14 protein-coding genes and 1 tRNA gene are annotated in these 13,748 nt (G+C 42.4%); 4 read left to right on the top strand and 11 right to left on the bottom strand.

Annotation, left to right across the window (positions count from 1 at the left end; all coding sequences use genetic code 11):
• Nucleotides 1-163 precede the first annotated feature (163 nt).
• From NL111_RS00420 to NL111_RS00385, 8 genes are all read right to left on the bottom strand, one after another.
• Entirely contained in the window at nt 164-964 is an 801-nt protein-coding gene (locus NL111_RS00420; RefSeq protein WP_002829242.1) for a PHP domain-containing protein, read from the bottom strand.
• Between the two features lie 107 nt (nt 965-1,071).
• Nucleotides 1,072-2,511, bottom strand: a complete 1,440-nt coding sequence (locus NL111_RS00415) for a 6-phospho-beta-glucosidase (protein ID WP_053905755.1) — start codon at nt 2,509-2,511, stop codon at nt 1,072-1,074.
• A 102-nt stretch (nt 2,512-2,613) separates the two neighbouring features.
• Nucleotides 2,614-3,942, bottom strand: coding sequence for a glycosyltransferase family 2 protein (locus NL111_RS00410; RefSeq protein WP_285110296.1), 1,329 nt, complete (start codon nt 3,940-3,942; stop codon nt 2,614-2,616).
• A 4-nt stretch (nt 3,943-3,946) separates the two neighbouring features.
• Nucleotides 3,947-4,450, bottom strand: coding sequence for a hypothetical protein (locus tag NL111_RS00405; protein WP_002830819.1), 504 nt, complete (start codon nt 4,448-4,450; stop codon nt 3,947-3,949).
• Complete coding sequence (locus tag NL111_RS00400; RefSeq protein ID WP_002829246.1) at nt 4,447-5,256, bottom strand: EAL domain-containing protein; 810 nt, start codon at nt 5,254-5,256, stop codon at nt 4,447-4,449. Before NL111_RS00400 ends, NL111_RS00405 begins: the two co-directional genes overlap by 4 nt.
• A 166-nt stretch (nt 5,257-5,422) precedes the next feature.
• Nucleotides 5,423-5,743 (bottom strand): thioredoxin family protein, encoded by a 321-nt coding sequence (locus NL111_RS00395; protein WP_002829247.1) that lies wholly within the window; start codon nt 5,741-5,743, stop codon nt 5,423-5,425.
• Between the two features lie 552 nt (nt 5,744-6,295).
• Nucleotides 6,296-7,234: a diacylglycerol/lipid kinase family protein gene (locus NL111_RS00390; protein WP_229056244.1), complete on the bottom strand. Its 939-nt coding sequence runs from the start codon at nt 7,232-7,234 to the stop codon at nt 6,296-6,298.
• Nucleotides 7,235-7,248: 14 nt separating this feature from the next.
• Nucleotides 7,249-8,193, bottom strand: coding sequence for an alpha/beta hydrolase (locus NL111_RS00385; RefSeq protein WP_285110295.1), 945 nt, complete (start codon nt 8,191-8,193; stop codon nt 7,249-7,251).
• 115 nt (nt 8,194-8,308) lie between these two features.
• Between NL111_RS00385 and NL111_RS00380 the strand changes: the two genes are divergently transcribed.
• Nucleotides 8,309-8,381 (top strand) — tRNA-Ala (locus tag NL111_RS00380).
• 217 nt (nt 8,382-8,598) lie between these two features.
• On the opposite strand, the gene NL111_RS00375 is transcribed toward NL111_RS00380, so the two are convergent.
• Complete coding sequence (locus tag NL111_RS00375) at nt 8,599-9,105, bottom strand: MarR family winged helix-turn-helix transcriptional regulator (RefSeq protein ID WP_002829250.1); 507 nt, start codon at nt 9,103-9,105, stop codon at nt 8,599-8,601.
• A gap of 158 nt (nt 9,106-9,263) precedes the next feature.
• Between NL111_RS00375 and NL111_RS00370 the strand changes: the two genes are divergently transcribed.
• From NL111_RS00370 to pnuC, 3 genes are all read left to right on the top strand, one after another.
• Nucleotides 9,264-10,199 carry an ATP-binding cassette domain-containing protein gene (locus NL111_RS00370; protein WP_195486947.1) on the top strand — a complete coding sequence of 312 codons (936 nt, stop codon included), beginning with the start codon at nt 9,264-9,266 and terminating at the stop codon, nt 10,197-10,199.
• A 20-nt stretch (nt 10,200-10,219) separates the two neighbouring features.
• On the top strand, nt 10,220-10,996 hold the full coding sequence (locus NL111_RS00365; RefSeq protein WP_002829252.1) for an ABC transporter permease: 777 nt from the start codon (nt 10,220-10,222) through the stop codon (nt 10,994-10,996).
• Between the two features lie 317 nt (nt 10,997-11,313).
• Nucleotides 11,314-12,060 (top strand): nicotinamide riboside transporter PnuC, encoded by a 747-nt coding sequence (pnuC, locus tag NL111_RS00360; protein WP_285110294.1) that lies wholly within the window; start codon nt 11,314-11,316, stop codon nt 12,058-12,060.
• Nucleotides 12,061-12,132: 72 nt separating this feature from the next.
• Here the strand turns inward: pnuC and NL111_RS00355 are convergent, their stop codons facing one another.
• Both NL111_RS00355 and NL111_RS00350 read right to left on the bottom strand, forming a co-directional pair.
• Entirely contained in the window at nt 12,133-13,116 is a 984-nt protein-coding gene (locus NL111_RS00355) for a hypothetical protein (protein WP_285110293.1), read from the bottom strand.
• Complete coding sequence (locus tag NL111_RS00350) at nt 13,110-13,646, bottom strand: Panacea domain-containing protein (protein WP_159211000.1); 537 nt, start codon at nt 13,644-13,646, stop codon at nt 13,110-13,112. Before NL111_RS00350 ends, NL111_RS00355 begins: the two co-directional genes overlap by 7 nt.
• Nucleotides 13,647-13,748 lie beyond the last annotated feature (102 nt).

Below are 13,748 nucleotides of genomic sequence, written 5' to 3'. Positions count from 1 at the left end.
CACCCGTCAACACTTTTGTGACATTTATTTTAATTTTTGTGCAAAAAGATTACGAAGCGGTTTCATTTTATTACCATTGCTTTACTATCGTCGTTTCCTACGCAAACAAAAAGTGCGCCATCCCAACCTATTTGGAACAACACACTTTCCTTTATTCAAGTTTTTACAAATCTTCTGGAACATTATCAATCGGTATTACGGTCATGGCACCCTGCCGAAAGACGTTGACGTGATGAATGTCGTGAGCTTTCAGCATTGCTAGGGCATCTTGAAAATGGTTTTCGTAATTAGTAACATCATGTGCGTCTGAGCCAATCGTGTAACGCTTGCCGCCGAGTTGTTTGTAAATCTCAATAGCGTAATCATACAAACCAATATTGCGATACTTATACATACTCTTGGTGTTCAACTCAAACGCCATGTTATTTTCAATTGCTACTTTAAAAATCTTCGTGAGCAGGACACCTGCCGTCGTAGCAAACTGTCCCGAAGTTAAGTTCAAGCGCCGAACTCCGTAATCAAAATGCGCCAAAACATCCGCGTCGTGATATTCGTTAATTCCTTGCCACATCATTTGGTAGTATTCCTGTGTAACCTTCAACGGATCGAGATGGGCAACCTGTTCATCTTGGAAATCCATCTCGCCATTCTGGTGGAAGCTTAACAGGCGCAAGTCGAACGCGTGATGAGCCATGTAATCCTTAATACGATCAATTTGACCGGCTGAAACGCCAATTTCGACGCCCTTATAGATTCGTTTACCAGTAGCCTTCTTCAATCGTTCAATTTCGGTAACGTATCCGGTATAGTCCGGAATACTATCCTTTTTGTCCGCGTCAGGATTATTAAATTCCAAATGTTCCGTTGAAACGAAATCATCTCCGGAAACTTTTAGGTAATTTTCCATCTTTTCGTCCGAATCAAATGAAAAATCGGTGTGTACGTGTTGGTCATAATACAACATAAATATCGCCCTCCGTTCTTGGTGCAAGCCCTTCCTAATGCTATTTTAGCACAATCAGAGAGTGACCGAACGGATTTAGCTCACAGGATTGATAATTAACCGCCTAATTAAGCCAAGTCTTCTCCATTAGATTGGATAACTTTTTGATACCACGCAAACGAATCCTTCTTAGACCGGTTTAGCGTTCCGTTTCCTTCATCGTCTTTATCAACGTATATAAATCCGTAACGCTTCGACATTTGCCCTGTGGAAGCTGAAACAAGGTCGATGAACCCCCACGGCGTATATCCCATTAAATCCACTCCGTCGAGTTCAACCGCCTTCTCCATTTCTTCAATATGTGCCCGTAAGTAGGCCACGCGGTACGGGTCGTGGATTTGGCCGTCTTCCGTCACCTTGTCATAAGCACCCAGCCCATTTTCTACAATGAATAGTGGTAAATGATAGCGATCAGTTAACCAGTTCAACGAATAACGTAATCCAACCGGATCAATCGACCAACCCCAGTCACTAGTTTTAACGTGCGGATTATCCACCACGATCTTTTCCAATGGCAACTCGTCGGCATCCAAATCCATCCCTGCCGGAAGAGCAACCGTGTAAGAACTGTAGTAACTAAATCCAACATAATCCACAGTTCCTTCCTTTAAGAGCTGACGATCTTCTTCAGTAATGTCTGCGCGATATTCCTTCCGTTGGAGGTACGCTTCAATATTCGCCGGATAAACGCCATTTACGTGTACGTCAGAGAACCAGTAGCGACGTTGCATTAGTCGTTCCGCAAGCATGACGTTATTTGGCGCAGAATTCAATGGGTATAGCGGCGTGAAATTGATCATGCAACCAATTTGGAAATCGGGATTGATTTCATGACCTAACTTCACAGCACGGGCGCTCGCTACTAACTCGTAGTGGGCCGCCTGATACATTGCCGCTTCCCGATTTTCCCCGGCCTTAAAAATTAGTCCCGAATTGGTTGCCATCAAAAAGTCGTTGTTGTACATTGTTTGGTTGTTAATTTCGTTAAAGGTCATCCAATACTTGACTTTGTTACGATATCGTTTAAAACAAACTTCCGCGAACCGAACGAACAGGTCAATCACCCGGCGGTCCGCAAAACCATTGTACTTTTTCACTAAATGATACGGCATTTCAAAATGTGCCAGAGTAACCACTGGCTCAATGCCGTACTTCAAACATTCATCAAACAAGTTGTCATAAAATTGCAAACCGGCTTCGTTAGGTTCTGGATCGTCACCATTCGGGAAAATTCTCGTCCAGGCAATTGAGGTCCGAAACGCTTTGATCCCCAATTCTGCAAATAACTTCACGTCGTCTTTGTAGCGGTGGTAAAAATCAATCCCCTCATGATTGGGATAGTTCTTGCCCGGAACCACTCCGTCAGTGATTTCCCGCGGATGATCTTTAGTGCCGGCGGTCATTACGTCCGCGACGCTCACGCCTTTTCCATCCGCTTGCCAAGCTCCCTCTAGTTGATGAGCAGCTACCGCGCCACCCCACAAGAAATTTTTAGGTAATTTTGTCATGTGCTCGTCTCCCTTGTTAAATTGATGAAATCCCTTACATTTTATTTTGCACCGTCCCATTGATTTTGTACAATTTTTCGGCAAACAAAAAACATGTCACACTTATTTTTTATTCTGTAAAGATTTGCGTTCGGGGCTCACCCAGGTCCCCGAACCCAACCCAAAGATGGTTTTTAAGGCTGGGATAAACGTAGTTACCACCGTAATGGGATTAATCATCCAAAAGAAAAGCATGTACAATGGAGCAAAGATGATGTACTTAAGCTTGGCCGCGTGATGATCGAGTAACAAGGCCGCCAATAGCTGAAAAAAGCCGGCAATGATTTCAAAGGCAATAAAGATAAAGGCCATCATAAAACCACGAAAAATGGTATCGTAATGCCCATTTAGATACGCGCCACCCATGGTGATTGCGAAAATAATCGCCGTAATCACGGAGAAAAACGACCAGATAATCGAGAGGGTTGAATCGATAAACATCGACATTTGGTAACGGTGTTTGATCGGATGCCGGACGAACTTCTTGATGTTCGTTAACCAGACTTCAGTTCCTCCCTGCGCCCAGCGCTTACGTTGCCGATAAAGATCGCGGATCGATTCTGGCACATTCATGTGGAACACAATGTTAGGCGCAAACCGGGGCACCGCACCAATCATCTGGTGGTCCCAGGCGATGCTAATGTCCTCCGTCGCTCGATTTTGGCGAAAACCACCCACGTCAATTAAAAAGTCCTTCTTATACATGGTGTTGGCGCCACTGTAAGCGTACATCGAATCGTTAACCGCGGTTTGGCTACGCTTGATCACCCCTACAATGCTTGAAAATTCTACCGTTTGGGCTTTGCCAATGATCTTAGTTCGATTTTGGACGTCCATGTTTGCGGTTACCGCAGACGTGTTGATGTCGCGATCACTCAGAAAAAAGTTCATGTACTTCATCAGCGCGTCGGGCTCGGGAATGGTGTCGGCGTCGTTACTTAAAATGTATTCGCCCTTAGCAAAGTACATCCCGATATTGAAAGCGTGAGCCTTCCCCTTATTTTTCTTGATTTTAATGGTGCGTAGCCTTGGATAACGCTCCCGGAGCCGGGCCAAAATCGCAGCGGTCTGGTCCGTGGAACCGTCGTCCATCACTAACACTTCAAAATTATCATAGTTAATTTCTTCAAATAGGTAAGTAATCGTTTCTTCAATCATTACCTCTTCATTATGAGCGGGAATCATGATTGTTACCATCGGCTGCTCTTCTGCAGGCAAATTTCGCCAATTATCGTCACGTTTGTTAGCTTTCAAAAATCGGTAAGATAGCGAGCCGGTAAACCAAAAGAACGCTCCCACTACGGGGTACAAACATAGAATTAATAGTACAAAATTAGTCGCAGTAGCTAAAAAACTTCCTTTGAACAGATTGTTAAATACAATCGGTGCCATGTCCCTACTCCTTATTTAAATCATCCAAGTTAGCTTCCTGATATAGGCGATGAATTTCATCCGTATCCAAATTTTGCTCGGGCTCCACTTCATAGTACTTTACGTTTTCACGAAACTCTTCATCACCAAAACGGTCGGTCATGAATTTCTCTAAACGTGATTCTCGTTTACGCTGATTAATCGGGTTGAACGTCGGCCACTGTTCGGCCAAGCGTTCCCGGCGCCGGTTTTGAATGATGGTCATGCTAACCGCAAATAGCCCCGCCATCGCAAAGGAAAATAGCAAGACCGCTGCTAAGAATTTAATCTCAAAAATTCCTTCCGGATCGGTCCATAAGTGAGGCACCCGCGGATCAGATTGAGCCCATAAAGCAGTTGCTGTAATCACCACGGGAACGATCACCCCGATCCAACCCAAAATAGCGACTAAAGTTTGCCAAATCTTCAGCCACCAATGGCCTTTTTCAAAATACGGGTCGGTATATAACTGTTGCCTTTTATCTTTCATTTTTCTGCACCTCGGTGAACGTCCTCAGGCTTGCCAAAAAGGTAGCCTTGCCGGGCATCAATTTGTAATTGTTCTGCTAACGCTTGATCCGCAGCATTTTCAATCCCTACTAAAACCAATTTAATATGGTTCTTGCGTGCCAAACGATTCCAAAACTGAAGGTTTAAATCAAGCCATTCGTGCGGGTCTTCTTTACGGAAACTTCGCATCGAAGCCTTCAAAATATCAATTTCAGGTAAGAGCCATTCAATACTTTTTAAATCATTTAGTTCCGAGCCCACGTTATTAACGGCAAATTGCATCCCGTAATTTCGCCCCATTTGGATTTGTTGCCTCAATAAGCGCCGGTTCACCCGTTTTTCCATGGCTTTAATCGAAATTTCTACCGCCAAATTCATTGGTTCAATTTTTGTAATTGCCCACCGAATAAAGTATTCAAAATCCCGACTACTAATTTGTTGGTAAGTTAGTTTGATGGAAAGGGTGACCGGCTCCGTTGGCAAGGAAACGAAGGTGTCCTCTAATAAATCAATCACGCGTCGTAACGGTAACGAATTAAAGTCTTGCGGCAACGTCCATTGCCCTGCGGCGTCCTGGGTGCGCAATAAGCATTCGTAACCCGTAATTCGGCCGTGTCGGTCAACCTGCTTCTGAATAAAATAGCGTAGCGGAATGTGTGGGTCACGCAAATAATTACCGCCCCGATACCTCGTTTTCCAAAAGTAAACTCCAATAATAACCACCGTCAAAACCGCCATTAAAATCGCTAGCCAAAACAAAAAATCTTCTAGTTGATTTAGCGTCATTGTGCTACCTCACCATATATGCTGATATTTTTGATATGTTCAGTTTTTTATACATCAGAGAAGCATTTTACCCTAAAAAGAGTTTAAAATCGAGGAAATATTTGCACAAAATAAAACGGACCTAAAAGATTGCTCTTTTAAGCCCGCATATTCATCTTTAAAAGTACTAAGCAATGCTTTGAATGAACTCCTCAACTTCTGCTGGGGTGTGACGTTCGCCTTTTCCAAAGCGTGCCAATTCCTTGCCATCTTCTAACGCGATGAAACTAGGAATTCCCATAATGCCAAAGTGTTGAGCTACTTCCAAGTTGTCGTCACGGTCAACCGTGATCCAATCGTATTGGTCGTATTTCTTCATGATTTCAGGCATTGCTGGTTTGATGAACGCACAATCTGGGCACCATCCGGCGGTAAAGAAGAGCATCTTCTTACCAGTTTTAATTGCATCAAAAATTTCTTCGTTAGTTAAGTTTGCTTGATTACTCATTATGAACGTCTCCTTTTATAAGGTCGCTAGCTAACCGAAAGTTGAACTTACTTTTTGTAAGCTAACTTTATATTAATATTCTAACAGCTTCTTTTGACTTTGACAACTGAATCATCTCAGCTTAACCAAAACACAAAAAAACACACCCAGACCGGCTCTAGGTGTGCTAGCAAAAAAATAAAGAAAGATATCAATAATCTCAATGTGAGGCAGTTGTTTAATAGAAAATGGGGTATGAAGTTTCTAAATTTAAAATCTAGAAGATTCATTTTTTCTACCATGCCAAACGCGTAGTTCTTAACTACGATTATTATATTAGTACTTTAAACCTTGTATAGTGTCTCAATTTTTTAATTAAAATGACTAAAATCAGAAATTTAAAGAAAATCTATCGGATAAAACACAAAGTCGGACCCCATTACGGCTTTAAAATCGCTAAAAACTCAAAATTTATCCATCTAAGCTTTAAGTTTAGTACTTTTTCGATTCGTTTTAGTAGGTTCAACTGTCTAAAATATCCACCTTATCCAACAGTTTTTCACGTGGAACAATTTATTTAGTTTGCAACGTGAACCAAAAGGACTGTTTGACCGTCCAAACTTTCAAATCAAAGGGTTGGTAAGGTAAATCTTCTCCATTGACTTGACCATGTTCCGGAGCAAAGGAGTGCACCAGAACTTCCCGCCCCGTCGCAAAGAACACGTCAGGCATCGCTAAATGGGAACCATCCTTCAACAGCTTGGCAAAAAGGCGAATAAAACGCAATAGCGTTAATTTCTCCGTAATCACCACGTCTAATTTGCCATCATCTAACCGAGCCTGCGGAGCAATTCCCACCCCGCCACCAAAATATTTGATGTTCGTAATCGAAACCAAAAAGGCATTTTTAAATTGTCGGGTTTTCCCGTCGATCGTTACACTCATGGGGAAACCCTTTTGTTTAACCAGCGTTTTTAACAACGCGGAAATGTACGCGGTTGATTCTAAGTGCCATTTGCTTAACTTGATTTTTTGCCCTTGGTTGGCTTGGTAAACGACACTGGCGTCAAACCCAATTCCCACGTTGTTACTAAAGTAGTGGACCACCGGCTCCTTGCGGTCTTGGTATGCTCCGACGTCTAAAATGGTCGGCTGAGTCGTTTGGATCAACTGTTGTAAAGCCAAATACGGGTCGCGGGATAAACCCACGGCCCGGGCAAAATCATTTCCTGATCCCGCCGGAATGTATCCCAACGGAATCGTTGCATCAACACGTTGGACGCCTTCAAGAACTTCCATGAGGGTGCCGTCCCCGCCAAATGCGACAATTATCCACCCCTTCCGATGACTGGTAGCAAATTGTTGTGCTAATTCAATGGCATGTCGGGGGTATTCGGTAACCACGCTGTCAAACTCAACCTGGTTTTGGACCAATAAATGGTGCATTTTTTGCCAAGTTTCGGCCGAATGGCGGGCCCCCGCCCATTTATTGATAATAAAGTAGTATTTCATCTGCTTGCTCACCATTACTTCACAAACTTCTCCAAGAAGTGCGCCACCTCTTCGTGATAACGCTTTGGATCAGCCTTCAGGGCTTGCACGTGGTCCGCTTGGTTGACCAGATATACCCAACTTGGTACTTGGGCAGCTTCCACTAGGTCGTCCAACATTTCAATTGGCACAAACCGGTCCGCTTCGCCATGGATAAACATAATCGGTACCCGAACCTTTTTGATTTGGGCTTCGATGTCGGCTTCCTTAAATGAATATCCGGCCTCTTTTTCCGTTAACAGACTAGCAATTAGCGCTAGCTCTCGAGGCGGTAAGTGGTAGTAGCGCTTGAGGCGGTGCCGGAACTGTTGATCAAGCCGGTTGAAACTACTGTCCTCGATCACTGCCACCACGTTAGACGCAATGTCAGGTTCTCCAGCAGCCGCAATTACCGTGGCCGCTCCCATGCTGATTCCCATCAAGACAATCTTTTCATCGGCGTTAGTTAGCATTACCGCACGTTGCACCCAACGCACGTAATCGCGCCGGTCTAACCAACCAAAGCCGATTAGATTTCCTTCACTTTCACCATGACTGCGGGCGTCCGGCATCAACACGTTATAACCCAGTTCGTAAAAAATCTTCGCGTAAGGGATCATTTGCCGACGAGCGTGATGGTACCCGTGCGCCAAGATCACCGTGTGTTTGGTGGGTTGCGGTTGGCGAATGAAGGAAGCCTTTAGTTGCAGTCCATCTTCGCTAAGCATTTGTACCGTTTCCGGATGTTGCTGGTTGAACCACGCCAAATTTAAGGCGTCATTATCTTCACTTTCCGAGCGTTCAATCGCCCGGTTTTTCGCTTTTTCGGTATTTTTAATGCCTACTAAGAAACTTGCGTAACCACCGATTCCCATACCAGCGGTCACGCCGACTAGTGCCGCACCGAGTCCGGCCAACACATATTTAGTGCTTCTCTTCATCTTTTGAGGCTCCTTATCTTTCCTTAAAAAATCATTCTTCTGCAATAAAAATTTACTTTCTTTCATAAATACTATATCAATTTTCCGCAGAAAAGTGCTATAGTATTTATGTAAAGGGTCCGTAGCTCAGTTGGGAGAGCATCTGCTTCGCATGCAGGGGGTCGACGGTTCAAGTCCGTTCGGATCCATTATCGGTTACATAAATTAATGATAAGTACCAAACTTTTCCGGGAGAAACGTCTCGCAGGTAAAGACTTGGTTAACGAATGGAGGGCTGAATTTTGGATTCGGCTCTTTTTTATTCAGCAATTTATTTTAGCTTTCCCACCACTTAAAAAACTCATAATTATTGAAGTGTTGTTTTCAACAATTATGAGTTTTTCACTTATTTTCGTCCGTTTCAAGTTATTTCAAGTCCTCATCAATATGGCGCTTCAATTGACTAAACCGAATCCGATTTCCGATATTCTGAATCCCGTGCAGCTTAAGGTCCTCTCGAATTCCATTATTCATTTTATCAAGGATTGCTGCTAGTTGAGCTCGTTCGTCGTCATTTAAATAATCCAAATATTCAGGAATATAAAACAAACTCTTCTTTGCTTCTTTTTTGCCTTTTTCGGTTAATTTGATGAGTTGTACACGGCCATCAGTGGGCGACTTTTGTTTGGTAACGTAGCCTTTTTTTAGTAATTTGGCAATGAATTCCGCAATTGACTGCACACTAATCCCCAAGCGCTGCGATAGTTCTTTTTGTGAGATATTATCGCCCTCGCTTAAGGCCACTAAAATTTTATTTTGTCCCTTAAACACTGGCAAATGGCGTTCTGCCTGTTCGTCAGCCATGTTTTGCAATGCTGTAAATTCAAATAATTTAGCCGCTAATTGGTGTTTTTTTACTAGTTCATCCAACATAACTCACCCGTCTCTCACTTATATGTCCCTATTATATCAAGCCGTTTGACAGATTAAAACTAAATAATCAGGTCCCTTGACTATTTAATCGGGCACCCTTATAATATTTTTCGTCAGGGCCCCTGAATATCATCAAGCACATTAAGGGAGGGTTTATCATTAACACCAAATATGCAATTGAAATTAACAATTTAAATAAAACGTACGGCAACCAGAGTGCGGTAAAACAAGTTTTCTTTAAAGTCAAACGCGGAGAAGTATTTGCCTTACTTGGTCCTAATGGAGCTGGAAAAACCACTATTCTACGGATGTTAACTACCTTATTAAAACCTACCAGCGGTTCACTCAGAATCATGGGACACGACGTTCAAGCTGAGCCTCAGACCGTCCGAACCTTTTTTGGTTTGACCGGTCAATATGCTTCGATTGACGAAGATTTATCTGCTCGGGAAAATTTAACGTTCTTTGCTCGTTTGAACGGACTTTCTCGCCAGCAAGCTAAGCAGCGGACTACCGAGCTGCTTGAAGAATTTTCATTAGTAAATTCCGCGGATAAAGCAATTGCTGCCTTTTCTGGTGGCATGCGCCGGCGCTTAGATTTAGCAGTTAGTTTGATTGCCCGTCCCCAAATCATTTTCTTGGATGAACCCACCACCGGGCTGGACCCTCGCACCCGTTCACAGATGTGGGATACCATCCGCAAATTGGTTGCTTCGGGATCGACGATTGTCTTAACCACCCAATACCTTGAAGAAGCCGACGCATTAGCTGATCGCATCGCGGTAATTGACCACGGTAAACTGGTCGGGTTAGGAACTCCCGATGAGTTAAAGGCCCAAGTTGGCGGGGAAAAGTTGCGTCTAGCGGTGAAAAACAAGCTTCAAGCCCAGCAAGCCTGCCAAATCCTCACTGCAATTACGCAAGAAAAGGTTCACCAGGCTGGTAATGAGATCACGGCACCGCTTCGAGACGTAAATGGATTAGCCGATATTCTTAACCAACTTCGTGCTTCTAACATCGAAATAACTACGCTCGCTGTTGAAAAACCATCGCTAGATGACGTCTTCTTTGCCATGACGGTCGGTAAAAACTAACTTATTAGGAGGATTTAGCAATGTTTAACACAACTACTCGAAAAACGAATATTATTGCAAGCACCGGTACCATGACTTACCGTAATTTATTAAAAACGCTGCACAATCCCGATGAGCTACTTGACGTGGTCGTTCAACCTGCCCTGTTTATGTTGCTTTTCGGATATCTATTTAGCGGGGCTATCTATGGTAACGTAAGTTCTTATTTAAAGATTTTAGTTCCTGGAATTCTAATGCAGTCCTTAATTTCCGCAGCTTCCGGTTCAGCCACCCAGATTAGTACTGACATCCATTCTGGCATTTACGATCGTCTTAAATCATTACCGATTCCGCAAGTTGCTCCCCTTGCCGGCCAACTCTTTGCTGACATTTTACGGTTAATCGTCGCAGCGACCGCAGCTTTATCGACCGGTTATTTGATGGGGTGGCGTCCCGAAGCTGGATTAGGATGGCTAAGCATGGTTATCTTTTTGGACATATTTTTAGGCTGGGCCTTAAGCTGGATATTCGCGCTTTATGGATTGGTTGCTAAAAGCCCTACGTTAGTTGAAAGTGTGTCCTTAATGACCATGCTAGTATTAGTATTCCTTTCAAACGCCTTTGTACCGGTTAAATCCTTGCCCCGCTTCATGCAGATTTTAGTAACGATAAACCCGGTATCTCACGTAATTAGTGCCAATCGCGCCATGTTAAATGCGGGATACTGGCCGCGGGAGGCTTGGATAGTTTTATGTGCGGGGATTGGCATTGTTGCCGTTTTTGCGCCAATTACCGTTTTGGTTTATAAGCGGAAATAATTGTTTGGAATCCTTGACCATCAAACTAGATGCATTTTTAAGTTAGTTCATTTTATTAAAAATTATTCTCACAACCTAGTTCTATACCAATTTCCCGCAAAAAAATTTATCATAACGATTACGAGTGATTTATTTCACTGCAAGCCCGTTCTCATCGGGTTCCTTTTATCACAGAATTGGTCTAGTAAACTTTTACGGGTCTTACCTTCTGGAATTAATCCGCGTATACTATTTGGGTACTGCTTTTTTAATAAGTTTTTAAGCCTGAATCAGCTTTCTACCGGGCTAATACAAATCATAGAAAGAAGGACTTTATTTTGCAAAGTACACAAGACACAGATTTACGTTACAATCCTCAATCACCAATGCGGGTGTTTAACTTGCATTGGTATAAGGACCAGATGAGCGGGTGGATGACTTCGAGCTACATATTGTTAGCTTGCGGTACCCTTTTTCTTTTAGCAACGGGCCTATACCACAACTTTAACGCCCTCGGAATCACTTCCACCATCGCTGGAATAATTGGTTTTACGTGTACTTTGAGTATTACCAACGGCAAACCCATCAACGGGGTGTTGGGATTCGTTTCCGCCTTGATGCTGATTTACGTAGCCTCAATTACCGGCAACTACAGCGACGTGGTGATGCAGACTGCCTACATCTTCTTGTTGGATATTCCGGTTGTGCTCAATAAGAACTGGAACAGTAGCGAAGGACTCTCTCCACGTTTGCTAACCGGTAAATACATCGGGCAAACCGTAGTGACGTTCATCATTTTTTGGGTAATTACCTACGGCTTAGACACCGTAATCTTAACTAGCCCGCGTCCAGTGATCGATTCGCTTAGCGCAACGATTGGCTTAACCGGGGCCGTGCTGACGGTTCGGCGCTTCCGTTCTAGCTATTACTTCTGGTTTGCACAAAGCATCATGAGTATCACCTTATGGAGCGTGACGGCGATTGCCGGACATCCCGTTTGGGTACTTTTCTTTACCTACTGCCTATACTTGCTAAACGACATTATTGCTTTGGCAAGCAGTAAATGGTTCCACGACCGCGATTAAAATCAATAAGCAATTGGAATAATATGCAATTAAAACACCTCCCTGTTGGTAATTTCCAACAATGGAGGTGTTTTAGTGTTCAGCTATTTTCTGCTTTAACCAGGGTATTCTTTTCAAGAAATTAAATATTTTCCTTTTCTTCTTTTTTTTGGCTTTAAAAATAACGTCAATTCGTCTAATCAGTAATAGAATAGCTCCAAACACTATATAACTTGCATACCTGTTAAACTTTAAATTCTTAAACCAAAAGCCATGAATATTTGATAGGTGTACTAAAACACCTGATAAAAATATCAGTCCGAAAATATACAAAGATGTAATAAATAATGGGTACCGATCGACAAATGAATGGGTGCACTCCTTAGTATTTGAACATCCACATGCTAAATACGTTTTCCCGGAAAGGACACCAATTGATTGAATTAGTAAGAAGATCAATACTAGTAAACCCATCATCAAAATTGAGCCTGCTATTAACGTACTTGAGAGCGGAGCCTTTTTTACATTAGTAAAAATTTCCTTAAACGCATCGAATCCGCCAAACAGACCAAATATCAACGCAGAAAAAATACCCATAATTGATATAAATTGGTTCTGAGTACCTTCTAATTTTTCTTGTGCATCACTAAGGTCTTGTGTCGCTTTTTCCAACTTCGCTGTAGTATTTTTAGCCTCTTCACGTACTTGATTGATTTCGTCAAAGAAGGTTTTATACTGTTCCAACGCTAATTTAATATGATTTTTTATCTTATCAGGTACCTCTTTTAAAGCTTCGTATTTTTTGGCTTCGTCCACTTGATCTTCTAAACCGCTAATTGTTTTTTTCATCTGATCCAAATTAGCTTGCCAAAATAACGATGCTTCATTAGTATTTCGATTATCGTCATCATCCATTTTAACGTCGTCATAGTGAGTATAAACATAATGGGTAATTCCCGGATAATCAACGGTAATCTGTTTTTTTTGAAGATACATTGTCACAACATATATATCCATTTTTTTCGGATCCATTTCATCTTCAAAAAGACTTGCTAGCAACTGTTCTTCATTTACCATGGCCAGTTTTCCGCCTTAGAAAAATAGTTATGAATATCTTCATTATTATATTTAATTTTTCGTTGCCCATTTTCAATGGCCTCTCGTTGCTCAGCCCACATCGGCTCCTCATGGGTCTTTTCCACAAGGTCAAAGGGACGGTCGTTATATTTACGCCAAATTTTTTCTGCTAAATTAGTAATTTCTTCCTGATCGTTGGCGTCTAACTCCACTTGATCAGCATCAACAATGGACCAGTCTCCATTTTCATCCTCTTCAATGTAAGAATAGGTTTGTTGAATTGGTGCCACCCCGTTTTCTTTAAAAGAATGGTACACATTTGGCACTACGGGACCGTATCCCCACATCTCAATATCATCTTGGAAAAGGGGCGCATCGTCTTCCTTACGCAAATAATCAGCTTGTAAATAGTACAATATCTTCAACAACATCAAATTGGTAATTTTTTGTTGATGTTCGTTAAAATACTTCACTAAAAAGTTGGCTATATCAATTGCTTTGTATGGTCGTTTTCGTAATTCTTCTCCCATCACTTGCACTCCTTTCCACCAAACTCTTATCGCGTATTTCCTAGTTAAATTCTACCAGTTTCCCTCCTTTCTATAAAGAAATTACGAAAAAAGTCGGAAATA

This window comes from Pediococcus sp. AC40 (assembly GCF_030252485.1).
Taxonomy (GTDB): domain Bacteria; phylum Bacillota; class Bacilli; order Lactobacillales; family Lactobacillaceae; genus Pediococcus; species Pediococcus acidilactici.
Note: the sequence above shows the minus strand (reverse complement) of the source record. Positions and strands in the feature narration are given on the sequence as shown.

Bases quoted from the DNA above. Each gene is read 5' to 3' on its own strand.
- NL111_RS00420 (WP_002829242.1), bottom strand. From the start codon at position 964: ATGTTGTATTATGACCAACACGTACACACCGATTTTTCATTTGATTCG.
- NL111_RS00415 (WP_053905755.1), bottom strand. From the start codon at position 2,511: ATGACAAAATTACCTAAAAATTTCTTGTGGGGTGGCGCGGTAGCTGCT.
- NL111_RS00410 (WP_285110296.1), bottom strand. From the start codon at position 3,942: ATGGCACCGATTGTATTTAACAATCTGTTCAAAGGAAGTTTTTTAGCT.
- NL111_RS00405 (WP_002830819.1), bottom strand. From the start codon at position 4,450: ATGAAAGATAAAAGGCAACAGTTATATACCGACCCGTATTTTGAAAAA.
- NL111_RS00400 (WP_002829246.1), bottom strand. From the start codon at position 5,256: ATGACGCTAAATCAACTAGAAGATTTTTTGTTTTGGCTAGCGATTTTA.
- NL111_RS00395 (WP_002829247.1), bottom strand. From the start codon at position 5,743: ATGAGTAATCAAGCAAACTTAACTAACGAAGAAATTTTTGATGCAATT.
- NL111_RS00390 (WP_229056244.1), bottom strand. From the start codon at position 7,234: ATGAAATACTACTTTATTATCAATAAATGGGCGGGGGCCCGCCATTCG.
- NL111_RS00385 (WP_285110295.1), bottom strand. From the start codon at position 8,193: ATGAAGAGAAGCACTAAATATGTGTTGGCCGGACTCGGTGCGGCACTA.
- NL111_RS00375 (WP_002829250.1), bottom strand. From the start codon at position 9,105: ATGTTGGATGAACTAGTAAAAAAACACCAATTAGCGGCTAAATTATTT.
- NL111_RS00365 (WP_002829252.1), top strand. From the start codon at position 10,220: ATGTTTAACACAACTACTCGAAAAACGAATATTATTGCAAGCACCGGT.
- NL111_RS00355 (WP_285110293.1), bottom strand. From the start codon at position 13,116: ATGGTAAATGAAGAACAGTTGCTAGCAAGTCTTTTTGAAGATGAAATG.
- NL111_RS00350 (WP_159211000.1), bottom strand. From the start codon at position 13,646: ATGGGAGAAGAATTACGAAAACGACCATACAAAGCAATTGATATAGCC.